Origin of the sequence: Pseudomonas crudilactis, assembly GCF_013433315.1 — a bacterium.
Taxonomy (GTDB): domain Bacteria; phylum Pseudomonadota; class Gammaproteobacteria; order Pseudomonadales; family Pseudomonadaceae; genus Aquipseudomonas; species Aquipseudomonas crudilactis.
In genome coordinates this window covers 55979-79972 of sequence record NZ_WXVV01000013.1, presented here as the reverse complement: position 1 = coordinate 79972, position 23994 = coordinate 55979, and the positions used below count along the sequence as shown (strand labels likewise).

22 protein-coding genes are annotated in these 23994 nt (G+C 61.3%); 15 read left to right on the top strand and 7 right to left on the bottom strand.

Going from position 1 to position 23994, the window contains the following annotated elements; all coding sequences use genetic code 11:
• Positions 1–47: 47 nt before the first annotated feature.
• Positions 48–479, top strand: coding sequence for an NINE protein (locus GTU76_RS16045; RefSeq protein ID WP_180699050.1), 432 nt, complete (start codon positions 48–50; stop codon positions 477–479).
• A 67-nt stretch (positions 480–546) separates the two neighbouring features.
• Here GTU76_RS16045 and GTU76_RS16040 read toward each other — a convergent pair whose 3' ends face one another.
• From GTU76_RS16040 to gshB, 7 genes are all read right to left on the bottom strand, one after another.
• Complete coding sequence (locus GTU76_RS16040) at positions 547–1818, bottom strand: dihydroorotase (RefSeq protein ID WP_102901326.1); 1272 nt, start codon at positions 1816–1818, stop codon at positions 547–549.
• Positions 1815–2819: an aspartate carbamoyltransferase catalytic subunit gene (locus tag GTU76_RS16035; protein WP_007913665.1), complete on the bottom strand. Its 1005-nt coding sequence runs from the start codon at positions 2817–2819 to the stop codon at positions 1815–1817. Before GTU76_RS16035 ends, GTU76_RS16040 begins: the two co-directional genes overlap by 4 nt.
• Positions 2820–2846: 27 nt before the next feature.
• Positions 2847–3353, bottom strand: coding sequence for a bifunctional pyr operon transcriptional regulator/uracil phosphoribosyltransferase PyrR (gene pyrR, locus GTU76_RS16030; protein ID WP_016985973.1), 507 nt, complete (start codon positions 3351–3353; stop codon positions 2847–2849).
• Between the two features lie 80 nt (positions 3354–3433).
• Positions 3434–3871 (bottom strand): Holliday junction resolvase RuvX, encoded by a 438-nt coding sequence (gene ruvX, locus GTU76_RS16025; RefSeq protein WP_016985972.1) that lies wholly within the window; start codon positions 3869–3871, stop codon positions 3434–3436.
• Positions 3871–4443 (bottom strand): YqgE/AlgH family protein, encoded by a 573-nt coding sequence (locus GTU76_RS16020; protein WP_180699049.1) that lies wholly within the window; start codon positions 4441–4443, stop codon positions 3871–3873. Before GTU76_RS16020 ends, ruvX begins: the two co-directional genes overlap by 1 nt.
• A 171-nt stretch (positions 4444–4614) precedes the next feature.
• A complete protein-coding gene (locus GTU76_RS16015) occupies positions 4615–5514 on the bottom strand; it encodes an energy transducer TonB (protein WP_038358807.1) in 900 nt (299 codons plus the stop codon).
• Positions 5515–5621: 107 nt separating this feature from the next.
• Complete coding sequence (gshB, locus tag GTU76_RS16010; RefSeq protein ID WP_180699048.1) at positions 5622–6593, bottom strand: glutathione synthase; 972 nt, start codon at positions 6591–6593, stop codon at positions 5622–5624.
• 225 nt (positions 6594–6818) lie between these two features.
• On the opposite strand from gshB, the gene pilG reads away from it, so the two are divergent.
• From pilG to mdcH, 14 genes are all read left to right on the top strand, one after another.
• Positions 6819–7223 (top strand): twitching motility response regulator PilG, encoded by a 405-nt coding sequence (gene pilG / locus GTU76_RS16005; protein WP_007913673.1) that lies wholly within the window; start codon positions 6819–6821, stop codon positions 7221–7223.
• 60 nt (positions 7224–7283) lie between these two features.
• Entirely contained in the window at positions 7284–7649 is a 366-nt protein-coding gene (gene pilH / locus GTU76_RS16000; RefSeq protein ID WP_026000666.1) for a twitching motility response regulator PilH, read from the top strand.
• A gap of 10 nt (positions 7650–7659) precedes the next feature.
• Positions 7660–8199: a chemotaxis protein CheW gene (locus GTU76_RS15995; RefSeq protein WP_180699047.1), complete on the top strand. Its 540-nt coding sequence runs from the start codon at positions 7660–7662 to the stop codon at positions 8197–8199.
• Between the two features lie 154 nt (positions 8200–8353).
• Positions 8354–10402, top strand: a complete 2049-nt coding sequence (locus tag GTU76_RS15990; RefSeq protein WP_180699046.1) for a methyl-accepting chemotaxis protein — start codon at positions 8354–8356, stop codon at positions 10400–10402.
• Between the two features lie 11 nt (positions 10403–10413).
• A complete protein-coding gene (locus GTU76_RS15985) occupies positions 10414–16311 on the top strand; it encodes an Hpt domain-containing protein (RefSeq protein WP_180699045.1) in 5898 nt (1965 codons plus the stop codon).
• A complete protein-coding gene (locus GTU76_RS15980; protein WP_180699044.1) occupies positions 16304–16774 on the top strand; it encodes a chemotaxis protein CheW in 471 nt (156 codons plus the stop codon). The genes GTU76_RS15985 and GTU76_RS15980 overlap by 8 nt, the downstream gene beginning before the upstream one ends.
• 534 nt (positions 16775–17308) lie before the next feature.
• The gene (locus tag GTU76_RS15975; RefSeq protein WP_180699043.1) at positions 17309–17674 is read left to right on the top strand and encodes a DUF6124 family protein; all 366 of its coding nucleotides are present in this window, start codon (positions 17309–17311) and stop codon (positions 17672–17674) included.
• A 320-nt stretch (positions 17675–17994) separates the two neighbouring features.
• On the top strand, positions 17995–19665 hold the full coding sequence (gene mdcA / locus GTU76_RS15970; protein ID WP_093429846.1) for a malonate decarboxylase subunit alpha: 1671 nt from the start codon (positions 17995–17997) through the stop codon (positions 19663–19665).
• Positions 19665–20537: a triphosphoribosyl-dephospho-CoA synthase gene (locus GTU76_RS15965; RefSeq protein WP_180699042.1), complete on the top strand. Its 873-nt coding sequence runs from the start codon at positions 19665–19667 to the stop codon at positions 20535–20537. Before mdcA ends, GTU76_RS15965 begins: the two co-directional genes overlap by 1 nt.
• Complete coding sequence (locus tag GTU76_RS15960; RefSeq protein ID WP_007913697.1) at positions 20537–20836, top strand: malonate decarboxylase subunit delta; 300 nt, start codon at positions 20537–20539, stop codon at positions 20834–20836. The genes GTU76_RS15965 and GTU76_RS15960 overlap by 1 nt, the downstream gene beginning before the upstream one ends.
• Positions 20829–21680: a biotin-independent malonate decarboxylase subunit beta gene (locus GTU76_RS15955; protein ID WP_175555540.1), complete on the top strand. Its 852-nt coding sequence runs from the start codon at positions 20829–20831 to the stop codon at positions 21678–21680. The genes GTU76_RS15960 and GTU76_RS15955 overlap by 8 nt, the downstream gene beginning before the upstream one ends.
• On the top strand, positions 21677–22462 hold the full coding sequence (gene mdcE / locus GTU76_RS15950; protein ID WP_180699041.1) for a biotin-independent malonate decarboxylase subunit gamma: 786 nt from the start codon (positions 21677–21679) through the stop codon (positions 22460–22462). The genes GTU76_RS15955 and mdcE overlap by 4 nt, the downstream gene beginning before the upstream one ends.
• Positions 22456–23076: a malonate decarboxylase holo-ACP synthase gene (locus GTU76_RS15945; protein ID WP_180699040.1), complete on the top strand. Its 621-nt coding sequence runs from the start codon at positions 22456–22458 to the stop codon at positions 23074–23076. The genes mdcE and GTU76_RS15945 overlap by 7 nt, the downstream gene beginning before the upstream one ends.
• On the top strand, positions 23073–23993 hold the full coding sequence (mdcH, locus tag GTU76_RS15940; RefSeq protein WP_180699039.1) for a malonate decarboxylase subunit epsilon: 921 nt from the start codon (positions 23073–23075) through the stop codon (positions 23991–23993). The genes GTU76_RS15945 and mdcH overlap by 4 nt, the downstream gene beginning before the upstream one ends.
• Position 23994 lies beyond the last annotated feature (1 nt).

The window sequence follows — 23994 nt, the reverse complement described above, 5'->3', positions numbered from 1 at the left end:
CACAAAGAATTCAAGAATATTTATCTATCGTGTGAATCGAGGTCTTCATGAACCCCTATCAACAATCTGTTCAGCAGCAAGATACGCACAGCAAAATCATCGGTTATCTGCTGTGGATTTTCGGTTTTACCGGCGCCCACCGCTTCTATTACGGCAAGCCGGTGACCGGGACGATCTGGTTCTTCACCTTCGGTTTGCTGGGCATTGGCTGGCTGATCGACCTGTTCTTGATCCCGGCAATGGATCGCGAGGCGGATCTGCGTTTTACCGCCGGGCCGATCGAATACAACGTGGCGTGGATTCTGCTGACGTTCCTCGGAGCATTGGGTGTGCACCGGATGTATCAGGGCAAGTGGATCAGCGGCCTGATCTATCTGCTGACAGGCGGGTTGTTCTTTCTGGGGGTGCTGTATGACTTCTGGACGCTGAATGATCAGGTTTCTGTACGCAACGCCGAAGGCAGAGGCGCCTTCCAGTAAGTCTTCGCGAGCAGGCTGGCTCCCACAATGTGGGAGCGAGCCTGCTCGCGAATGGGGCGACGCGGTATCAAGCCTGGTGACTGATCCGCCCATCCACCAGCGTGTAGCGAACCACACCCGGCAAAGTGTGCCCTATGAACGGGCAATTCTCACCCTTCGACAACCAGCCTTCACCGGCCACCGTCGAAGCCTGCGGATCGAACAACACGATATCCGCCGCCCCACCCACCGCCAGTTTGCCAGCCGGCAGACGCAACGCTTCAGCCGGGCCTGCGCTCAAACGCGCCAGCAAGGTCGGCAGATCCAGCAAACCATCCTCAACCAGCGTCATCGCCAACGGCAGCAACAGTTCAACACTGCTGATGCCCGGCTCGGTCGCGCCGAACGGTGCCAGTTTGGCGTCACGTTCGTGCGGCTGGTGATGGCTGGAGATCGCCGACACAACGCCGGACTTCACCGCTTCACGCAGGCCATCACGGTCAGCACGCGTACGCAGCGGCGGCTGCACGTGGTACAGGCTGCTGAAGTCGATCAATGCTTCGTCGGTCAGAATCAGCTGGTACAGCGCGACATCCGCCGTCACCTTCAAGCCGCGGGCCTGAGCCTGCGCGATCAGAGCCACGCCGCGAGCGCTGGTCAACTGGCTGAAGTGCGCGCGCACGCCAGTCTGCTCGACCAGCAACAGATCACGGGCCAATGCCACGGTTTCAGCGGTTTCCGGAATCCCCGGCAGGCCGAGGAAACTGGCAACGGCGCCTTCGTGGGCCAAGCCACCTTCAGCCAGATCATGATCCTGCGAGTTGAAAATCACCGTCAGGTCGAACGTCGCCGCGTATTCCAGCGCCCGGCACAAGGTGCGGGTGTTGCGGAAACTCTCCAGACCGTTGCCGAACGCCACGCAACCGGCGTCGCGCAGCGCCACCAGCTCAGCCAGTTGCTCGCCGTCCAGACCTTTACTCAGCGCACCAATCGGAAACACCTTGGTGTTGCCGGCTTCGCGTGCGCGGTCGAGGATCAGTTCGGCCACGGCGGAAGTGTCGAGCACCGGTTTGGTTTTCGGCGGGCAGCACAGGCTGGTCACGCCACCGGCGGCCGCTGCGCGGGTTTCGCTGATGATCGAGCCTTTGCGGCTGTAACCCGGCTCGCGCAGGGCCACGTTCAGATCAACGAGGCCCGGAGCGGCGACAAGGCCTTGGGCGTCGATGGTTTCTACTGCCGTGAAACCCGCTGGGGCCGCGCCGAGGGCGACGATCTTGCAGGCTTCAACGTGAATGTCGGTGATTTGATCCAGGCCGCTGCTTGGATCGATGACGCGTGCGCCGAGAATGCTGAGCTTCACTGGGCGTTCTCCTGCTCGAATTGACGCTGCGCGGTTTGCCCGCTCATGGCCATGGACAACACTGCCATACGAATCGCGATGCCGTAGGTGACCTGGTTGAGGATCACCGAGTGCGGGCCGTCGGCCACTGCGGACTCGATCTCCACCCCCCGATTGATCGGCCCCGGGTGCATGACGATGCAATCCGGTTTGGCCCCGGCCAGGCGCGCGGTGGTCAGGCCGAACAGGCGGTAGAACTCGCCTTCGCTCGGCAGCAGGCCGCCGGTCATGCGTTCACGCTGCAGGCGCAGCATGATCACCACGTCAACGTCTTTCAGGCCTTCGGTCATGTCGGTGTAAACCTTCACGCCGTATTGCTCGATGCCGATCGGCAGCAGGGTTTTCGGCGCGATCACGCGGATGTCCGGGCAACCGAGGGTTTTCAGCGCAAGCATGTTCGAGCGCGCAACGCGCGAGTGCAGGATGTCGCCGACGATGGCCACCGAGAGGTTTTCGAAGCCGCCCTTGTGCCGACGGATGGTGAGCATGTCGAGCATGCCCTGCGTCGGGTGGGCGTGACGGCCGTCGCCGCCGTTGATGATCGCCACTTGCGGGCAAACATGCTCGGCGATGAAGTGTGCGGCACCGGAATCACCGTGGCGCACGACGAACATGTCGGCGGCCATGGCTTCAAGGTTGCGCAGGGTGTCGAGCAGGGTTTCACCCTTGCTCGCCGACGAGGTCGACACGTTCAGGGTGATCACGTCCGCCGACAGCCGCTGGGCCGCCAGTTCGAAGGTGGTGCGGGTGCGCGTGGAGTTTTCGAAGAACACGTTGCACACGGTCTTGCCGCGCAGCAACGGGACTTTTTTCACCGCCCGGGCACCGACTTCGAGGAACGAGTCGGCAGTGTCGAGGATTTCCGTCAGCAACTCGCGGCGCAGGCCGTCGAGCGAGAGGAAGTGGCGCAGCTGGCCCTGATCATTGAGCTGCAGCGGGCGCTTGGTATCTAGAGGCGTCATCGCGAAGGGGACTCTCAATAGGGCGGATTAAAGGTTGAAGTCTTGCAGTTCGAGCGTCAGCGGCTCGGGGCCGGACAGCTTCACCCGTTCGTGAGCGGCCAGCGACAAAGTCGCGCCGACCACGTTCGGGCGGATCGGCAGCTCGCCGGCGTCGAGGTCCAGCAGGCAGACCAGAGTCACGCTGGCCGGGCGGCCGTAGTCGAACAATTCGTTCATGGCGGCGCGGATGGTGCGGCCGCTCATCAATACATCGTCAATCAGCACCAGATGCTGGCCTTCGATCTCGAAGGGCAGGGCGGAAGGGCGCACTTGCGGGTGCAGGCCGTTCTGGCTGAAGTCATCGCGGTAAAAGGACACATCCAGCGTGCCCAGTGGCGCGTCGCTGCCCAATTCCTTGAGCAAGGCCTGCGCGACCCAGATACCGCCAGTGCGGATGCCGATGTAACGCGGTTCACTGATTTCACGCTGGGCAAGGTGCGCCTTGAGGCGGGTCGCCATCTGGCTGATCAGATCGGCGGGATTTGGCAGGCTCATGGTTGCTCCTTGTTGGGGGCGAGCCGGATCCTTGGACACGACTCGGTTTTTCACTCAAAAGAAAAGCGCCGAAGCGCTTGTCAGGATTCAAACAATGCAGTGTTTTCATCGAGCCAGCCCTGCAACAGCAGAGCGGCGGCGATGGCGTCCACCGGGTTGTCGCGGTAACTGCCTTTTTGGCCGCCACGGGCCAGGCGCTCGCCTTTGGCTTCAAACGTGGTCAGGCGTTCGTCGTGGGTATAGAACGGCAGGTTGAAGCGGCCATTGAGGCGGCGGGCGAATTTCTCTGCGCGCAGGCACATGTCGCTCGGCGTGCCGTCCATGTTCAGCGGCAGACCGACAACGACGGCGTCGGGTTTCCATTCTTTTATAAGGGCTTCGACCTGGTTCCAGTCCGGCACGCCATTCTGTGCCTTCAAGGTGCACAGCTCGCGGGCCTGGCCGGTAATCACCTGGCCGACCGCGACGCCGATCTGTTTGGTGCCGTAGTCGAAGCCGAGAATCAGGCGCAGGGCCATCAGGCGTGACCTGCCTGGCTGGTCAGCAGGCTGAGGTTGATCCCCAAATGCCTGGCCGCTGCTTCCAGACGCAGTTCGCTGCTGGTGTTGAACAGGATGTCGGCGTCGTACGGGCAGTTCAGCCAGGCGTTATCGGCGAGTTCCGCTTCCAGCTGCCCGGCTTCCCAACCGGCGTAACCGAGGGCAATCAGGCTTTTCGCCGGGCCGACGCCGTCCGCGATGGCGAACAGCACGTCCTGCGAGGTCGACAGGGCCAGATCGCCGTCCAGTTGCGCGGTGGCCTGGAAGGTCTTGCCCGCCGGGTGCAGGACGAAGCCGCGATCTGTCTGCACTGGCCCGCCAATGAAAATCGGTACGTGATGGCAGAGTGCTGGCGGGTCGATGTCCGGGCGCAGTTGCTCAAGAATGTCGGCCAGATTCAGCTCTTGCGGTCGATTGACCACAATCCCCATCGCGCCATTGGCCGTGTGCTCGACGATGTAGGTCAAGGTGTGGGCAAAGTTCGGGTCGGCCATGTGAGGCATGGCGATCAGGAATTGATGCTTGAGGTAGCTGGGGCTGACGTTTTTCATGTGCGCTAGTGTGGCGTTCGGGGGGCAAACTGACAAGCTGGAGATGCTGACAACAACACAGATCCATTGTAGGAGTGAGCCTGCTCGCGATAGCGGTGTGCCAGAATCGAAATTGTTGACTGATACACCGCTATCGCGAGCAGGCTCACTCCTACAAGGGGTTGCGGTGTGTCAGTTGCTCGAGAGTTTGTCGCCGCGAGCAAATTTCCAGGTGCGAATGATTTCCAGACGATCGATATCCGACAAGTCCCCGGTAAACGGCGCAAACGGTGCCGCCAGTCGGACAATGCGCTGCGCCGCCTGATCCAGCAGCGGCTGGCCAGACGATTCCAGCACCAGCACTTCATACAGCGAACCGTCGCGATTGATCGAGACCATCAAGCGCAAATTGCCGTAGATCTGCTTGCGCCGTGCTTCTTCGGGGTAATTGAGGTTACCGATGCGCTCGACCTTCTTGCGCCAGTCGTCTTTGTACCAGGCGCCTTTGTCGCGCATGGTCGACGCCGCGCTCAAGCGGTGAATACGCGGACGCTTGGCGTACAGCTGTTGTTCCTTGGCCAGTTCCGCTTCGAGGCTGGCGATGTCGCTGGACAGCTGCGAGCTGTCGAATTCCGGCGCATCAACCGTCGGTTTGACCTCGGTCTTGCTCTCTTCTTTCTTGGTCGGCGCCTTTTTCGGCTTCGGCGCGACGGTGGTCACCGCAGCCTTGGGCGCGGCCTCCTGCACCTCCGGCTTGGCGGCCGGGGGCGGGGTGACTTTCTTGACCTGATTGTCCTGGAATGGCGCCACTTCGGTGGTTTTCGGGATCGCCTTCTTGTCCAGCGTGCCGCTGCCTTCCTGATGCTCTTGGGCGAGAAAGTCAGCCTTCTCCGGCTTCTTTTCACTCTTGAAGGTGGCGAGGGTGATTTCCAGGGTTTTGCTGATTTGCTTGGGCTCGACCATGGTGAATCCGACGCCGAGCAGCAGCGCCAAATGAATCAGCGCCGCGAGAAACAGGGTAAATCCGAGGCGATCGGCCGGGCGCACGCCACGGTGGGCGAGTTCTGCGGGCAGATCGGACGGGAGGGTCATGACAAGAAAACCAACATCGCGTTTTTCAGAGGCTGCGCATGATAACGCAATGTTGGTTTCACGCCTTGGGCTTCACGCTTCAAGCGACAGACTGCATGTGACGTGCATCAAGCTTGTGGCATTTTGCCGGCGGCTTGCAGCTTCTTGGCGATCGCGTCCATCAGCAGGCCGCCGATGTCAGTGCCAAAGGCATTGTCGATTTCACGGATGCAGGTCGGGCTGGTGACGTTGATTTCGGTGAGGCTTTCACCGATCACATCGAGACCGACGAACAGCAGGCCTTTCTCACGCAGCGTCGGGCCGACCTGCGCAGCGATCCAGCGATCCTTGTCGGTCAGCGGGCGCGCTTCACCACGGCCACCGGCGGCGAGGTTGCCACGGGTTTCGCCCTGCGCCGGAATCCGCGCCAGGCAGTAATCCACCGGTTCGCCGTCGATCATCAGGATGCGTTTGTCGCCGTCCTTGATTGCCGGCAGGTAAGCCTGGCCCATGATCTGCTGGCCACCGAGGGCGGTCAGGGTTTCCAGAATCACCGACAGGTTCGGATCGCCCGCGCGGTGACGGAAGATCGACGTACCGCCCATGCCGTCCAGCGGCTTGAGGATCACGTCGCCGTGTTTGGCGGCGAATTCACGCAGCACGTCGGCGCGACGGCTGACCACGGTCGGCGGCGTGCACTGCGGGAACAGCGTGGCAAACAGCTTTTCATTGCAGTCGCGCAGGCTTTGCGGCTTGTTCACCACCAGTACGCCAGCGGTTTCGGCTTGTTCGAGCAGGTAGGTGGAATAGACAAACTCCATGTCGAACGGCGGATCCTTGCGCATCAGGATCACGTCCAGATCGCTCAGCAGGTTGTCCTGCTCGGCGTCCAGTTCGAACCATTTTTCCGGGTTGGCGTAGACTTTCAGCGGCTTCATGCGCGCCCGTGCCTGACCTTCACCCTGATACAGGTCGCGCTGTTCCATATAGAACAGTTCCCAGCCACGCTTCTGCGCGGCCAGCAGCATGGCCAGCGAGCTATCCTTTTTATAGGAGATGCTGGCGATAGGGTCCATGACAATCCCGACGCGAACGCTCATTGGGTTTTCCTCGAAAATTGGCTACCGGATCGGTATTGAAAAAGTGCCGCCAGAGTGGCGCCGGGCGGGTTTTCGGTCAAGGAAAAACCCGTCGATAGATTGCATCTGGAGACTGTGCTAAAAAGGCTGGCGTAGCGTGCTGGCCCTTGAACATCAAGGGTTTCGAGCCATTCATAACCGCAAAACGGACAAATTGATTCGCAAAGGCGACGGTAGAGCCCTCTTATGGAACAGCAGTCCAGCGCCTTGAAGGTCATGGTGATCGACGACTCGAAAACGATTCGTCGCACCGCCGAAACATTGTTGAAGAATGTCGGTTGCGAAGTGATCACGGCGATCGACGGTTTCGACGCCCTGGCGAAGATCGCCGATAACCATCCCGGGATCATTTTTGTCGACATCATGATGCCGCGTCTGGATGGTTATCAGACCTGCGCTTTAATCAAGAACAACAGTGCGTTCAAGGCCACGCCGGTGATCATGCTGTCATCGCGTGATGGGCTGTTCGACAAGGCCAAGGGGCGGATTGTCGGATCTGATCAATTTTTGACCAAGCCTTTCAGCAAGGAAGAACTGCTCAACGCGATCCAGGCCCATGTTCCGGGCTTCGCCGCCGTTTTGCCGCAGTAAGACACGTACAGTGACGCTCGGCCAGCGGGCCGGGCGTCGACAAGAAAAATGGGGAAAACCATGGCACGTATCCTGATCGTTGATGATTCGCCGACTGAAATGTACAAACTCACCGGCATGCTCGAAAAGCACGGCCATGAAGTGCTCAAAGCCGAAAACGGCGCCGACGGCGTGGCCCTGGCCCGTCAGGAAAAACCCGACGCGGTATTGATGGACATCGTCATGCCCGGCCTCAATGGTTTTCAGGCCACCCGTCAGTTGACCAAAGACCCGGAAACCGGACATATCCCGGTGATCATCATCACCACCAAGGATCAGGAAACCGACAAGGTCTGGGGCACCCGTCAGGGCGCCAAGGACTACCTGACCAAACCGGTCGACGAAGACACCTTGATCAAGACCCTGAACAACGTGCTCAAAGGCTGATCGCGCAACCATGAGCGAATCGCTGACCGCGTTCGAACTGCTCTGGCAAATCGACCAGCGCTGCCGCTTGCTGGCGGCAGACCTGCCGTCGCAACCGGCGCGCCAGGATCGCTGGAGCGGCATCGGCTTTCGCCTCGGCGAGCATTGGTATGTGGCGCCGATGGGCGAAGTCAGCGAAGTGCTGCACGAACCGCGTTTCACCCAGTTACCCGGGGTCAAGCCGTGGGTCAAAGGCGTGGCTAACCTGCGTGGGCGGCTGCTGCCGATCATGGATCTGTGCGGATTTTTCGGGCATGAACTGTCGCCGTTGCGTAAACAGCGGCGGGTATTGGTGGTCGAGCATGGCGATGTGTTCGCCGGGCTGATGGTCGATGAGGTGATTGGTCTGCAGCATTTCGAGCAGGACAGCTTTGAACCCGTTTCGATCAGCAAGCGCCAGGGCTCCAAGGCCGAGTTCGTCAAAGGCTATTTCCGCCGTGAGCAGAACTGGCGGGTGTTCAGCCTGTTTGCGCTGGCCAAATCCCCGGTGTTCATGAGCGTCGCGGTATAACAGATTCAACACCGTCCCCTGTGGGAGCGAGCTTGCTCGCGAAGAGGGCGTGTCAGGCGAAACAAATATTGGCTGACCCAGCGCTTTCGCGAGCAAGCTCGCTCCCACAGGGATTGCAGCAGGCCTCAAAGGTGTGGGTTAAGGGCGAGGACCGATGACAAAAGCAAAAACAGGCAAGCCGGCGGAAGGCTCGCGCAGTCGCTCGCAGATCATCGTGCTGTTTATCGCACTGATCGTGTTCATCATGCTGCTGTTCGCCAACTTCGCTTACCTCAACACCCAGGCGAACTACGACAAACAGTACATCGGCCATGCCGGTGAACTGCGCGTGCTCTCGCAACGCATCGCCAAGAACGCCACCGAAGCCGCCGCCGGCAAGGCTGCCGCGTTCAAGTTGCTCAGCGATGCGCGCAACGATTTCGCTCAGCGCTGGGGTTACCTGAAAAAGGGCGACCCCGCCACCGGCCTGCCGCCAGCGCCGGCCACCGTGCGCCCGGAAATGCGCGCCGTGCAGCTCGACTGGGAACGCCTGCTGAAAAACACCGACGCGATTCTCTCCAGCGAACAGACCGTGCTGTCGCTGCATCAGGTCGCCGCGACTCTGGCCGAAACCGTGCCGCAGTTGCAGATCGAATACGAAAAAGTCGTCGAAATCCTCCTGCAACGTGGCGCTCCTGCCGCACAAGTGGCGATGGCCCAGCGTCAATCGCTGCTGGCCGAGCGCATCCTTGGCGCGGTCAACACCGTGCTCGCCGGCGACGAAAACTCGCAGCAAGCCGCCGATGCCTTTGGCCGTGATGCCACCCGTTTCGGCCAAGTGCTCAACGGCATGCTGCAAGGCAATCCGACGCTGAAAATCAGCCAGGTCGAAGACCGTGACGCCCGTGCCCGTTTGAGCGAGATTTCCGAGCTATTCCAGTTCGTTTCCGGCTCGGTGGATGAAATCCTCGAAACCTCGCCGGAGCTGTTCAAAGTCCGTGAATCGGCGAGCAACATCTTCAGCCTCTCGCAAACCCTGCTCGACGAAGCCTCGCACCTGGCCACTCGCTTCGAGAACCTTGCCGGCGGGCGCAACACCGACACCATCGGCGGCTATGTCCTTGGTTTGCTGGCGCTGGCGTCGATCATCCTCATCGGTCTGGTGATGGTCCGGGAAACCAATCGCCAGTTACGCGAAACCGCCGAGAAGAACGAGCGCAACCAGAACGCGATCATGCGCCTGCTCGATGAAATCGAAGACCTCGCCGACGGCGACCTCACCGTGACCGCCTCGGTGACCGAAGACTTCACCGGCACCATCGCCGACTCGATCAACTACTCCGTCGACCAACTGCGCGATCTCGTCGCGACGATCAACCTCACCGCCGGCCAGGTTGCTGCCGCCGTGCAGGAAACCCAGGCCACCGCCATGCATCTGGCCCAGGCCTCGGAGCATCAGGCCCAGCAGATTTCCGAAGCGTCGACGGCGATCAGCGACATGGCCGAATCCATCGACCAGGTATCAGCCAACGCCGCCGAGTCTTCAGCGGTCGCCGAGCGTTCCGTGGAGATCGCCAACAAAGGCAACGAGGTGGTGCACAACACCATCCACGGCATGGACAACATTCGCGAACAGATCCAGGACACCGCCAAACGCATCAAGCGTCTCGGCGAGTCGTCGCAGGAAATCGGCGACATCGTCAGCCTGATCGACGACATTGCCGACCAGACCAACATCCTCGCCCTCAATGCGGCGATTCAGGCGTCGATGGCTGGTGATGCCGGGCGCGGGTTTGCCGTGGTCGCCGATGAAGTGCAGCGGCTGGCCGAACGCTCGTCCGCCGCGACACGGCAGATCGAAACCCTGGTGCGGGCGATTCAGACCGACACCAACGAAGCGGTAATCTCGATGGAGCAAACCACCACCGAAGTGGTGCGCGGCGCGCGACTGGCGCAGGATGCCGGTGTGGCCCTGGAAGAAATCGAAGGCGTGTCGAAGACCCTCGCGGCGCTGATTCAAAGCATCTCCAACGCAGCGCAGCAGCAGACGACTTCGGCCGGGCAGATCTCGCTGACGATGAACGTGATCCAGCAGATCACCTCGCAGACCTCGTCCGGCTCCACGGCCACCGCCGAGAGCATCGGCAACCTGACGAAAATGGCCAGTCAGCTACGGCGTTCGGTGTCCGGCTTCACCTTGCCGGCGGCGACAGATAAAGCGTGAGTGGAGTGGTTATGGGTGATCGGCACGACTACGTGGCCCTCGAATGGGTCAAAGGCGAAATTGCCGAAACGCTGAAACAGGCGCATCAAGCAATTGAAGCCGTGCTCGACGACCCGCAAGCCTTTCCCGGGCTGGACGAGTGCCTGGATCACATCCATCAGGTCCACGGCAGTTTGCAGATGGTCGAGTTCTACGGCGCAGCCTTGCTCGCCGAAGAAATGGAACATCTGGTCGAAGCCTTGCAGCACGAGCGCGTCAGCCATCGCGACGAAGCCCTGCACCTGTTGCTGCAAGCCCTTGGGCAATTGCCGATTTACCTCGACCGCGTGCAGAGCGCCCGGAGAGATTTGCCGTTGGTGGTGCTGCCGCTGATCAACGATCTGCGCAGCGCCCGTGGCGAAAGCCTGTTGTCTGAAACCAGCCTGTTCAGCCCGCAATTGCCCGAACTGGCACCGCTAAACGCAGAAGCGCTGGCACTGCTGGAACCGGCAGAACTGCCGAACGTGCTGCGCAAATTGCGCCAGATGCTGCAAATGGCTTTGGTCGGTTTGCTGCGCGAGCAGGATGACCAGACCCACCTCGGTTATCTGGCCAAAGTATTCACTCGCCTCGAAGCGCTGAGCGGTGATTCGCCGCTGAGTCCGCTGTGGCAAGTCGCCTCGGCGCTGGTCGAGGGCATGCGCGCAGGCGTCATCGCCAACAGCCCGGCGCTGCGCAGCCTGTTCAAGGATGCCGACAAAGAGCTCAAGCGTCTGCTCGAGCAAGGTATGTCCGGCCTCAATCAGCCGCCTCCGGCTGAGCTGCTGAAAAGCCTGTTGTTCTATATTGCCAAAGCCGAACATCCCACCGGGCAGATGCTGACCATGAAAGATCGCTACTCCCTGGACGACGCGTTGCCCGACAGCGCGATGGTCGACGAAGAACGCGCGCGCCTGGCCGGCCCCGATCGCGATGCGATGCGCTCGGTGCTGGCGGCGTTGTGTGAAGAACTGGTGCGGGTCAAGGAGCGCCTCGACCTGTTCGTGCGCAGCGACCGCCAGCACACCTCGGATCTGGAAAACCTGCTCGCACCCCTGCGGCAGATTGCCGACACCCTCGCGGTGCTCGGTTTCGGCCAGCCGCGCAAAGTGATCATTGATCAATTGGCCGTGGTGCTCAGCCTCGCTCAGGGCCAGCGCGAACCGAACGACGCGATCCTGATGGACGTTGCCGGCGCGCTGCTCTACGTCGAAGCGACGCTGGCCGGAATGGTCGGCACCGTCGAGCCGGAAAGCCCGGAAGATACGCGCCTGCCAACCACCGACCTGACGCAGATCCATCAGATCGTCATCAAGGAAGCGCGCATCTGCCTGCAACAAGCCAAGGACATGATCGTCGACTACATCGACGCCGATTGGGATCGCCAGCACCTGCAACCGTTGCCGGCGCTGCTGACTCAGGTGCGCGGGGCACTGGCGATGATTCCGTTGAACCGCGCGGCAAGTCTGGTCGAGGCGTGCAACGGGTTTATCCGCGAACATCTGTTGCTTGATCCGCACGAGCCGGGTTGGGAGCAACTCGATCATCTGGCCGATGTCATCAGCAGCCTCGAGTATTACCTCGAGCGCCTGAGCGACGACCCGCAGGCACCGGGCGAGCAACTGCTGGATGTCGCGCAGAAATCCCTCGCCAGCCTCGGTTTCTTCCCAAATGAGCCGCACGTTCCCGTCCTCGAAGACGTGCTCAGCCCCAGCGAAGCGTTGGTGATGCAGGACATGCAGGCGCTCGACGACCCGGAGATCGTGCAGTCGCTGGCCGACGTTCTGGCCAGCCCGGTGTCAGCGGTCAACCCGCCAGCGCTGATCACCCCCGGCAGCCTGATGCCGCCACCAGCCGATGAAGAACCGGTCGACGATGAATTGCGCGAAGTGTTCCTTGAGGAGACCGACGAAGTCCTCGAAGTTCTCCATGAATACCTGCCACGCTGGATCGCCAATTCGCAGGATCGTGATGCGCTGACCGAACTGCGCCGCGCCTTTCACACCCTCAAGGGCAGCGGGCGCATGGTCCGCGCGCTGATTCTCGGTGAGCTGGCGTGGGCAGTGGAAAACCTGCTCAACCGTGTGCTCGAACAAAGTGTCGAACCGGGCTCGGTGGTGCAGCAAGTGCTGACCGACACCGTGCTGTTGCTGCCCGAGCTGATCAGCGAATTCGCCACTAACAGCCAACGGCAACGCAGCGATGTCGATCAACTCGCGGCCCGTGCGCACGCCTTGGCCAAAGGGGTTGAGCCGCTGGCTGCCGAAGACGTCGACGATGTCGCGGCGCTGGATCCGCTGTTGCTGGAAATCTTCCGCAAAGAAGCCGAGACGCACCTCGCCAGCCTCAATCGTTTTCTCGATCAGGCCGCCGAGCATGTGCCGTTGCAGGCCAGCGACGAGTTGCAGCGCGCCTTGCACACGCTCAAGGGCAGTGCCTCGATGGCCGGCGTATTGCCGATTGCCGAACTGGCTGCACCGCTCGATCAACTGGCCCGCGAATTCAAGGCGCACCAGTTGCCGCTGGACCTCGACGAAGTGGAATTGCTCCTCGAAGCCGAGGGCTTGTTCCGCGTCGGCCTGCGTCAACTCAAGCATGATCCGCTGGCGCCGATTGTCGGTGCGCAGTCGCTGATCAAACGCTCGGAAACCCTGCTCGCCGAGCGTCTGGAATCGATCCTCAGTGCGCCGAACACCGGCCTGCGGATCAAGCGCGATCCGCAACTGATCAACAACTTCCTCGCTCAAGGCATGGATATCCTGCTGGATGCTGAAAGCCTGTTACAGCGCTGGCAGCAACACCCCGGCGAGCGTCAGGAACTCAGTGCGTTGCTGGATGAGCTGACCACCCTTGGCGAAGGCGCGCACCTGGCCGATCTGCTGCCAGTCGATGTGTTGTGCGAAGCCTTGCTTGACCTGTATGGCGCGGTGGAAGAAAGCAGCCTGGCGGTCAGCGAACGGTTTTTTCAGGAAGCGCAAAACGCCCATGAAGCGCTGATCAACATGCTCGACGAACTGGCGGCCGGACAGGAAGTCACGCCGCAACCGGCGCGGATTCGGGCGCTGCATGACCTGCTTGATGAGAGTCTCGATCCGTCGTCGATGGGCCTGATCCGCAGTGATGGCAGCCGCACCCTGAGCATCCGTGAACTGGGCAGCGCCACCGCCGAGTTGCAGCAAAAGGCAACGGCGCTTGAGCCCGATGACGAGATTGTCGAGATCTTCCTTGAAGAGGCCGTGGACATTCTCGACAGCTCCGGCCAAGCCTTGCAGCGCTGGCTGAACGACCCGGATAACGTTGCGCCGCTGTCCTCGTTGCAGCGCGATTTGCATACGCTCAAGGGCGGCGCGCGGATGGCTGAAGTCGAGGCCATCGGCGATTTGGCTCAAGAGCTGGAAAGCCTTTACGAAGGTTTGGTCGATCGTCGCTTCAACTACAGCGAAACCTTGAGGCGTCTGCTGCTCAAGAGTCATGAGCGTTTGGCGCTGCTGCTTGAACAACTGCAACAGCATCAGCCACTGACCCCGGCGCAGGATTTGATCGAAACCCTGCGTCAGGTGCGTCAAGGCCAGACCGTCAGCGAAACGCCCCAGCCAGCGGCCGATCATGACAGCGCTGGCCACGATCCGGAACTGCTGGAAATCTTCCTCGAAGAAGGTTTCGACATCATCGAAAACTCCGGCGCCGCGCTGCTGCGCTGGCAGGCGGAGCCGGGCAATCGTCAGGAAGTGGAAACCCTGCTGCGCGATCTGCACACGCTCAAGGGTGGCGCGCGGATGGTCGAGATCGGCCCGATCGGCGACCTCGCGCATGAGCTGGAATACCTTTACGAAAGTCTTTCCAGCGGCGCGTTGCAGCCATCGACGGAGCTGTTTGCGCTGGTGCAGCGCGGGCATGATCGCTTGGCGCAAATGCTCGATGGCGTGCGCGCCGGGCAACCGTGCCCGCCCGCGGATCGGTTGATCAATGCGATCCAGAATTTCAGTCACCCGGTAACGGTCGAAACACCGCCAGCGTTGCCGCTGCCCGCCAAGACCGAACCTGCGCCGCCGGCTGCCGAGGCTGGCGCGGACATGGTCAAAGTCTCCGCCGAACTGCTCGATGAGCTGGTCAATCTGGCCGGGGAAACCTCGATCTTCCGTGGCCGAATCGAACAACAAGTCAACGACGCACAGATCGCCCTGAACGAGATGGAAACCACCATCGAACGGATGCGCGATCAGTTGCGCCGTCTCGACACCGAAACCCAGGGGCGGATTCTCAGCCGTCAGCAAGTCGATGCCGAACGCCTCGGCTACGAAGAATTCGATCCGCTGGAAATGGACCGCCATTCGCAATTGCAGCAATTGTCGCGGGCGCTGTTCGAATCGGCATCCGACTTGCTCGACCTCAAGGAAACCCTTGATCGCCGCAACCACGACGCCGAGAACCTGTTGCAGCAACAGGGCCGCATCAACACCGAATTGCAGGAGGGCCTGATGCGTACGCGCATGGTGCCGTTCGAGCGCATGTTGCCGCGCTTGAAACGCATCGTCCGCCAGGTCGCCGAAGAGCTGAATAAAGACGTCGCATTTGTCGTCGGCAACGCTGAAGGCGAGATGGATCGCAACGTGCTGGAGCGTATGGCGGCGCCGCTGGAACACATGCTGCGCAACGCCGTCGACCACGGTCTGGAGTCCGCCGAAGTGCGGCTGGCGGCGGGTAAACCGGCGCAAGGGCAGATCAGCCTCGACCTGTCCCGCGAGGGCGGCGACATCGTTTTCGATATTCGCGACGACGGTGCCGGGGTGCCGCTGGAAGCCGTGCGCAAGAAGGCAATCAAGCGCGGCATGCTCGCGCCGGAAGCCGAAATCAGCGACCGCGACGTGTTGCAGTTCATCCTTCAGCCGGGGTTTTCCACAGCGGAAAAGATCACCCAGATTTCCGGGCGTGGCGTCGGCATGGACGTGGTGCACGAAGAGGTACGGCAACTGGGCGGCAGCATGAGCATCGATTCGGTGCCGGGGCAGGGCGTGCATTTCCGCATTCGTCTGCCGTTCACCGTGTCGGTCAACCGTGCGCTGATGGTGCAGTGCGGTGAGGATCAATATGCGATTCCGCTGAACACCATCGAAGGCATCGTCCGCGTGTTGCCGAATGATCTGGAAGCTCACTTCCGGGTTGATCCGCCACGTTATCAGTACGGCGGCCAGACCTATGAACTGTGCTATCTCGGCGAACTGCTGAAAACCACGCCACGGCCGAAACTGCTCGGCCAGAATCTGCCATTGCCGGTGCTGCTGGTGCACTACAACGACCGGCGCATCGCGGTGCTGGTCGATACCATGGCCGGTACGCGGGAGATCGTGGTCAAGAGCCTCGGCGCGCAATTCGCGGCGGTGCAGGGCGTGTCCGGGGCGACGATTCTCGGCGATGGCCGGGTGGTGCTGATTCTCGATTTGCTCGCGCCGATCCGTGCGATGCAGGCGCGGGTTGCACAGACACCGGCGCTGCCGGAAATCGACAGCGAACCACACAAACCGCTACTGGTGATGGTGGTCGACGACTCGGTCACCGTGCGCAAGGTCACCAGCCGCTTGCTCGAACGCCACGGCATGAACGTGCTGACCGCCAAGGACGGGGTCGACGCCATGCTGCTGCTCGAAGAACACATGCCCGACCTGATGCTGCTCGACATCGAAATGCCGCGCATGGACGGCTTCGAAGTCGCCACCCAAGTGCGCAACGACGAACGTCTGCAACACCTGCCGATCATCATGATCACCTCACGCACCGGGCAGAAACACCGCGACCGCGCCATGGCAATCGGCGTCAACGACTACCTCGGCAAGCCGTATCAAGAGTCGGTGCTGCTTGAAAGCATTGCCCAGTGGAGCAAGAAACATGCATGAGCGCCGGCATAATCAGCGCAGCAGTCAGTTGACCGGGCTATTGCTGCCGCTGGCGGATCGCAATTTGATTCTGCCTAACGTTGCTGTCGCGGAGTTGATCGACTATCAGGCCAGCGCTTTCGATCTGGATACGCCGCCGTGGTATCTGGGGCGGGTGAAGTGGCGTGAGAGGCAGATTCCGCTGCTGAGTTTTGAATCGGCGTGCGGGCAGAAAATCGTCATTGGCGAGCGCGCGCGGATCGTGATTTTGAATGCGCTCGGTGGGTTGCCGGAGTTGAAGTTCATTGCGCTGCTGGTGCAGGGGATTCCGCGGTCGTACAAGCTTGATAGTCAGTTGAGTTATGTCGATGTGCCGTTGTGCTCGCTGGAGCAGGCAGCGGTGCAGGTCGGGGAGCAAGTGGCGAAGGTGCCTGACTTGCTTGGGCTGGAGAAGTTGTTGGTGGATGCTGGGCTGGTTCACTGATGATCCAGAATTTGCGCCGCTTCGGCTGGCCTCTTCGCGAGCAGGCTCGCTCCCACATTTGATCTTCAGTGAATACAGATTTTGGGCACGACACAGATCCCCTGTGGGAGCGAGCTTGCTCGCGAAAGCGCCAGTCGCCACACCTCAATCCGACAGACAAATCCTCAATCTCTGTGCGCAATAAACGCCTACCAGTCGCGTTGTTTAAAGACACCCGGTGTTACGGCTCCCTAGCCTACAAATCCTTGCGCCGCTGCCTACGCATGCACCAGAATCCGCCGGCTTGTGCGCCTTGGGCATGCTGCGTAACTTGATTCCGTCACTGATTCCCAGTGATCGGGTTTAGCAGCTCGTGGTTAATCTAAGGGTGCACATGCATCATCGTCAGGCTCAGCGCCTGCATTCGATGGCGGCTGTGCGCAGGGCGCTTCGGCGCGCCGGCTTCCTTAGGTTCCCCGGTCTGCTAACCTGCGTTCAGCTGCCACCCCTTCTTTTAGCAGAGAAGCGGTTCCAGCTTTATTTCGGAACCTGAAGATGATTAAACCAACGCCTAACCCCCCGCTTGCAGATCCCGCATCCCCCTACGAATCCCCCGATTCGAAGAAATTCCACGAAGCCGCCGAACGCGCCCTCGACCATTATCTCGGTCCGACCAACGCCGATCTGATGGCCACGCCCTACACCCCCAACACGCTGTACATGGCCAACCCCAATGCCGACACCGAATCCCTGCTGGCTGACGCCAGCGAAACCCTCGGTTCGGCTACGGTGATGCTCAACAACCATGCGGCGATGGTTGAAGGTACGCACCGCAAGACTGTGCAGGGTATTGCGCAGGTGGTGATGGTGGCGGAGATGGCCGTCAATCGTTTGTTGGATAAGTTGGTGCCGACGGAGTGACTTAAAAGCTGACCCTCACCCCAGCCCTCTCCCGGAGGGAGAGGGGGCCGACCGAGGTGTCTGGCGCTGTGCATCGACCTGGAAAAACCGAGTCGATTATGGGTTTGGTAAACCTGGCTTCCGGATTCAGTACAACATTCCCAGGTCGGCGCAATTCCTGAATATCCCCCAATCGGTCCCCTCTCCCTCCGGGAGAGGGCTAGGGTGAGGGCGGCTCTTGATCGTTACCCTGAGCGTAACGATTCACCACCGCGCTTGATTGATGCCCCCACCCCACGCGCCTACCTTAGCTCCACGACAGCGAACCCCGTGGAGTGAGCATGACAACAACAATTTCCCCCGACTCGCGCTGGACGCGGCGGCGCGATGAGAAGCAGCGCCGGCTCGACAAGGTGCGCGGGCTGGCCGACGGTGTGGTGTTGCCCACCGACAAGATCGTCGCCGCGCTCGAAGCGCTGATTCATCCCGGCGACCGTGTGGTGCTCGAAGGCAACAACCAGAAGCAGGCGGATTTCCTATCCCGTTCGCTGGCCAAAGCCGACCCGGAAAAGCTCCACGACCTGCACATGATCATGCCCAGCGTAGGTCGCTCGGAACACCTCGACCTGTTTGAACGCGGCATCGCCCGCAAACTGGATTTCTCCTTCGCCGGCACCCAGAGCCTGCGCATCAGCCAGTTGCTGGAAGACGGCCTGCTGGAAATCGGCGCGATTCATACCTACATCGAACTCTACGCGCGGCTGGTGGTGGACCTGATCCCCAACGTCGTGCTCTCTGCCGGGTTCATGGCCGACCGCGCCGGCAATATCTACACCGGCCCGAGCACCGAAGACACCCCTGCATTGATCGAACCGGCGGCGTTCAGCGACGGCATTGTCATCGTCCAGGTCAACCAATTGGTCGACGACGTCAGCGAGCTGCCGCGCGTTGATATCCCTGCCTCATGGGTCGATTTCGTCGTGGTCGCCGACAAGCCTTTCTATATCGAGCCGCTGTTCACCCGCGATCCACGCCACATCAAACCTGTGCATGTGCTGATGGCGATGATGGCGATTCGTGGGATCTACGAAAAACACAATGTGCAGTCGCTCAACCACGGCATCGGTTTCAACACCGCCGCCATCGAATTGATCCTGCCGACCTACGGCGAATCCCTCGGCCTCAAAGGCAAGATCTGCCGCAACTGGACGCTCAACCCGCACCCGACGTTGATCCCGGCGATCGAGAGCGGTTGGGTCGAAAGCGTGCATTGCTTCGGCACCGAACTGGGCATGGAAAATTACATTGCCGCCCGCCCGGACGTGTTTTTCACCGGCCGCGACGGCTCGCTGCGTTCCAACCGGATGTTCTGCCAACTGGCCGGGCAATACGCGGTGGATCTGTTTATCGGCGCGACGTTGCAGGTTGATGGCGACGGCCATTCCTCGACCGTGACCCGTGGTCGCCTCGCCGGTTTCGGTGGCGCGCCGAACATGGGCCACGACCCGCGCGGTCGCCGTCACGGCACCCCGGCGTGGCTGGACATGCGTCACGACGACTCGCAGCAGCCGATGCTCGAACGCGGCAAGAAACTCGTGGTGCAAATGGTCGAGACGTTCCAGGAGGGCGGCAAACCGACCTTCGTTGAAACCCTCGACGCGGTAGAAGTGGCGAAGAAAAGCGGCATGCCGCTGGCGCCGATCATGATTTACGGCGACGACGTCACCCACTTGCTCACCGAAGAAGGCATCGCCTACCTGTACAAGGCGCGCTCGCTGGAAGAACGCCAAGCGATGATCGCCGCCGTCGCGGGCGTCACCGCTATCGGCCTGCGCCACAACCCGAAAGACACCGAACGCATGCGCCGCGAAGGCCTGATCGCCTTGCCCGAAGACCTCGGTATCCGCCGCACCGACGCCACTCGCGAATTGCTCGCGGCGAAGAGCGTGGCCGATCTGGTCGAGTGGTCTGGCGGCCTGTACAACCCGCCCGCCAAATTCAGGAGCTGGTAATGCACGCATTTAACCTGCAAGCGAAACCGCTGTCCCTGGCCGATCGATTGGCCGATCTGGCGGTGGACGCGCTGATCGACGAAGCCGATCTGTCGCCGAAACCGGCACTGGTTGACCGTCGCGGCAACGGCGCGCATACCGATCTGCACCTGGGCTTGATGCACGCGTCGGCATTGTCGTTGTGGCCGGCGTTCAAGGAGATGGCTGAAGCGGCGGTTGAAGTCGGTGAAGTCGATTCAACGTTGCGCGAAGCGATTGGCCGCATCGGTCGTGAAGGCGAGCAAGCGATGCTCACGACCACCAACGGCGTGAACACGCATCGTGGTGCAATTTGGGCGTTGGGATTGTTGGTGACGGCCGCTGCACTGGAACCGCAATCCTCCAGCGCCAATGCCGTCACCTTGCGCGCCGCACGTCTGGCGTTGCTGGATGACCGCTACGCACCCAAACCGTTGAGCCACGGCGCCCAAGTCGCCCTGCGTTACGGCGCCCGTGGTGCGCGTGAAGAAGCACAACTCGGCTTCCCTTCGGTGCTGCAACGCGGCCTGCCACAACTCAAACGCAGCCGCGCCAACGCCAGCGGCGAACAGAACGCTCGCCTCGACGCCTTGCTCGCAATCATGACCAATCTGGCCGACACCTGCGTGCTCTACCGCGCCGGTGAAGAGGGCTTGCACGCCATGCAGTCCGGCGCGCAAACGGTGCTCGATGCCGGTGGCAGCGCCAGCCTCAGGGGGCGTCGTCGCTTGCACGAACTGGATCAACAACTCATCGCATTGAATGCCTCGCCCGGTGGCGCCGCCGACTTGCTCGCCGCCACGCTGCTGCTCGATCGCATCGAGCGCGACGGCATCCTTCAGGGAGCGTTTTGATGGAAACCCTATCGTTTGAATTCCCCGCCGGGCAGCCACCACGCGGTCGCGCGCTGGTCGGTTGTGTTGGCTCGGGTGATCTGGAAGTGCTGATCGAACCGGGTCTGGCCGGCAAGCTGACGATCAATGTGCAGACCTCGGTCAACGGCGCGCAACTGCGCTGGCAGCACCTGTTTGCGCGGATGTTCGACGGCACCACGCCGCCGGCGATGGCCATCGATATCCACGACTTCGGCGCGACGCCGGGGGTGGTGCGCTTGCGACTGGAACAAGGTTTCGAGGAGATCGGCCATGACTGACAGCGCAGCGTTGCTCAACAAACACAGCTTCGTCGAACTCGGCGCGCGGCAACGGGCGAAAGCCTTGCTCGATGCCGGCAGTTTTCGTGAGTTGCTCGATCCGTTTCAACGGGTGATGTCGCCGTGGCTTGAACGTCAGGGCGTGGTGCCGCAGGCCGATGACGGCGTGGTGATTGCCAAGGGCAGCCTCGACGGTTTGCCAGTGGTCATTGCCGCAATTGAAGGCGCGTTTCAGGGCGGCAGTCTTGGCGAAGTCGGCGGGGCGAAGATTGCCGGCGCGCTGGAACTGGCGGCTGAAGACAACCGCAAAGGTATTCCGACTCGCGCGGTATTGCTGCTGGAAACCGGTGGCGTGCGCTTGCAGGAAGCCAATCTTGGGCTGGCGGCGATTGCTGATATTCATGCGGCGATTGTCGATTTGCAGCAGTACCAACCGGTGGTCGGTGTGGTCGCCGGTAGCGTTGGTTGTTTTGGCGGTATGTCGATTGCCGCTGCGCTGTGCAGCTATCTATTGGTGACTCAGGAAGCGCGCCTTGGTTTGAACGGCCCGCAGGTGATCGAACAGGAAGCCGGGATCGAGGAATACGACTCCCGCGACCGGCCATTCATCTGGAGCCTGACCGGTGGCGAGCAGCGTTTCGCCAGTGGTCTGGTGGATCGTTATGTCGCCGATGACGTGGCGAAGATTCGTCAGCAGGTCGGTGAATTGCTTCAGCAAGGTTTGCCGGAACAACCGCGCAGCCAACGCGCCGACTGGTTTCTGCAACGCCTGAGCAGCCTGAACACTGACCCGCAAATCGAACCGTCGGTGGTTCGCGATCTGTATCAAGGAGAGCGCTCATGAGCGGTTATTCACTGCGCGGTTTGAACTGGTTCAACGCCTTGAGCGCGGGCGCTAAAAGTGTTGAAGGACTGCCGCCCTCGTTGAGGGTTGCTGACGGAGAGCTGGGGCGTTTTATCGCGGTGGTCGCTGACCCGGACAATCGTTTCCCTCGCGCTCGTAATGGCGAAGTCGGTTTGCTCGAAGGCTGGGGTCTGGCCAAGGCTGTGGATGACGCGATCAGCGCTGACCGCGACAAAGCGCAGAAGCGCCCGATCATCGCCATCGTCGATGTGCCGAGCCAGGCTTATGGTCGGCGCGAAGAAGCACTCGGCATTCATCAGGCGCTGGCCGGGGCGGCGGACAGTTACGCCCGCGCGCGGTTGGCCGGGCATCCGGTGATTGCGTTGTTGGTCGGTAAAGCGATGTCCGGGGCGTTTTTGGCTCACGGTTATCAAGCCAATCGTTTGATCGCGCTGCGTGATCCCGGCGTGATGGTGCATGCCATGGGCAAGGCTTCGGCGGCGCGGGTGACGTTGCGCAGTGTCGAAGAGCTGGAAGCGCTGGCCGCCAGTGTGCCGCCGATGGCGTATGACATCGACAGCTATGCGAGTCTTGGCTTGCTCTGGGAAACCCTGTCGGTGCAACAGATTGAGCAGCCGACGGCGGAGGATCTTTCGAGAGTTAACGAGTGCCTGAAGCAAGCCATCGGCGATGTCGTCAGCACTGATCTGAGCAATCGTCTCGGCGCGAAGAATCGTGCCGCCTCCAGCAAAGTTCGCGAATTGCTGAGGGCACAGTGGTGAACACGCCTCTGGCCCACGACTTGCTCTGGGGCATGAGCCCGGCGCAGTTGCCGGCGGATGCGCCGTTGTGGGCAGTCGAGTCGCTGGCCGCCGGGCAACCGGTGGTGGTGCGGCGGGCGTTGAGTGCTGACGGTTTGGTCGCGGTCGGCGTGCGCGGCGTGCAGCGCGAACAGCGGCTGGCGACATTTATGGCCGTCGATTCGATTGCCTGTCGGGTCAGCCCTGAAGCGCTTTGTCATGTTGAGTGCGAGCGCGATCTGCCAGTCATGCAGGCGCTCAAACAACTGCGGCCGATGCTCGATGACTGCGGTTGGGTCTGGGGTGTCAGCGGCAGTGTCGGGTTTGAATTGGCCAGCGGTTTTACCGCGATGCACGCGGCCAGCGATCTCGATCTGATTCTGCGTACGCCGCAGATGATCACGCGTAATCAGGCACGCAAACTGGTCGAGCTTTTTGATCAGGCTGTATGCCGGGTCGACCTGCAATTGCAGACGCCGTTCGGTGCTGTGGCATTGCGTGAATGGGCCAGCGGTTCGGCGCGTGTGCTGCTGAAGAATGCTCATCAGGCTTGCCTGGTGATCGATCCATGGAACCCGCAGGAGCAGGCAGCGTGAGCAGTCTGCTGGTGTTCCCCGGCCAGGGCGCGCAGCAAGCGGGCATGCTTCAGCGCTTGCCCCGCGAGACCTTGGTCGAGGCCAGCGATGTGCTTGGCGAAGATGTCTTGCTCTTGGATTCCAGCGACGCGTTGCGCACGACAAGGGCGGTTCAACTCTGTTTGCTGATCGCTGGCGTCGCTGCTTCTCGGCAGTTATTGCTGGACGGACTCACGGCGGACTACGTCGCCGGCCTGTCCATCGGCGCCTACCCGGCAGCGGTGGTTGCGGGTGCATTGAGCTTCAGCGACGCGTTGCATCTGGTCAGCCTGCGCGGTGAGTTGATGCAACAGGCTTATCCACAGGGCTACGGCATGACCGCGATCATCGGCCTGCAGTTATCCACAGTCGAAACACTGGTGACGCAGGTGCACAGCGAGGATTCGCCGGTGTATCTGGCCAACATCAACGCTGACAATCAGGTGGTGATCGCCGGCAGTGACAAGGCCATGCAAGCCGTGGCCGAACTGGCGCGCAGTCGTGGCGCCGGTCTGGCAAAACGTCTGGCGGTAAGCGTGCCGTCGCACTGCCCGTTGCTGGAAAAACCGGCGCAAACCCTCGCCTTAGCCTTCGCCAAGGTCGAACTGAAAACCGCGAAAATCGCTTACTTGAGCGGCAGCCGCGCACGCCCTGTGAGCAAAGTAGAAGCCCTGCGCGACGACCTCACCTTCAACATGTGCCGCGTGGTGGATTGGCGCGGCACCGTACAAAGCGCCTACGAGCGCGGCGTGCGTTTACAGATCGAACTGCCGCCCGGTGCGGTGCTGACCGGGCTGGCGCGCCGGGTGTTCGAACAGGGCACGGTCACTGCCTTCGACAGTGCGCGTCTCGACACCTTGCAGGCGCTGTTGCGTGAGGAGGGTGGCCACCAACTCTAAA

Bases quoted from the DNA above. Each gene is read 5' to 3' on its own strand.
- GTU76_RS15985 (WP_180699045.1), top strand. From the start codon at position 10,414: ATGGGTGATCGGCACGACTACGTGGCCCTCGAATGGGTCAAAGGCGAA.
- GTU76_RS15975 (WP_180699043.1), top strand. From the start codon at position 17,309: ATGATTAAACCAACGCCTAACCCCCCGCTTGCAGATCCCGCATCCCCC.
- pyrR (WP_016985973.1), bottom strand. From the start codon at position 3,353: ATGAGCCTGCCAAATCCCGCCGATCTGATCAGCCAGATGGCGACCCGC.
- pilH (WP_026000666.1), top strand. From the start codon at position 7,284: ATGGCACGTATCCTGATCGTTGATGATTCGCCGACTGAAATGTACAAA.
- GTU76_RS16045 (WP_180699050.1), top strand. From the start codon at position 48: ATGAACCCCTATCAACAATCTGTTCAGCAGCAAGATACGCACAGCAAA.
- GTU76_RS16015 (WP_038358807.1), bottom strand. From the start codon at position 5,514: ATGACCCTCCCGTCCGATCTGCCCGCAGAACTCGCCCACCGTGGCGTG.
- GTU76_RS15955 (WP_175555540.1), top strand. From the start codon at position 20,829: ATGACTGACAGCGCAGCGTTGCTCAACAAACACAGCTTCGTCGAACTC.
- pilG (WP_007913673.1), top strand. From the start codon at position 6,819: ATGGAACAGCAGTCCAGCGCCTTGAAGGTCATGGTGATCGACGACTCG.
- mdcA (WP_093429846.1), top strand. From the start codon at position 17,995: ATGACAACAACAATTTCCCCCGACTCGCGCTGGACGCGGCGGCGCGAT.
- GTU76_RS15995 (WP_180699047.1), top strand. From the start codon at position 7,660: ATGAGCGAATCGCTGACCGCGTTCGAACTGCTCTGGCAAATCGACCAG.
- GTU76_RS15965 (WP_180699042.1), top strand. From the start codon at position 19,665: ATGCACGCATTTAACCTGCAAGCGAAACCGCTGTCCCTGGCCGATCGA.
- mdcE (WP_180699041.1), top strand. From the start codon at position 21,677: ATGAGCGGTTATTCACTGCGCGGTTTGAACTGGTTCAACGCCTTGAGC.
- GTU76_RS15960 (WP_007913697.1), top strand. From the start codon at position 20,537: ATGGAAACCCTATCGTTTGAATTCCCCGCCGGGCAGCCACCACGCGGT.
- GTU76_RS16035 (WP_007913665.1), bottom strand. From the start codon at position 2,819: ATGACGCCTCTAGATACCAAGCGCCCGCTGCAGCTCAATGATCAGGGC.
- GTU76_RS15980 (WP_180699044.1), top strand. From the start codon at position 16,304: ATGCATGAGCGCCGGCATAATCAGCGCAGCAGTCAGTTGACCGGGCTA.
- GTU76_RS15990 (WP_180699046.1), top strand. From the start codon at position 8,354: ATGACAAAAGCAAAAACAGGCAAGCCGGCGGAAGGCTCGCGCAGTCGC.
- GTU76_RS16020 (WP_180699049.1), bottom strand. From the start codon at position 4,443: ATGAAAAACGTCAGCCCCAGCTACCTCAAGCATCAATTCCTGATCGCC.
- ruvX (WP_016985972.1), bottom strand. From the start codon at position 3,871: ATGGCCCTGCGCCTGATTCTCGGCTTCGACTACGGCACCAAACAGATC.
- gshB (WP_180699048.1), bottom strand. From the start codon at position 6,593: ATGAGCGTTCGCGTCGGGATTGTCATGGACCCTATCGCCAGCATCTCC.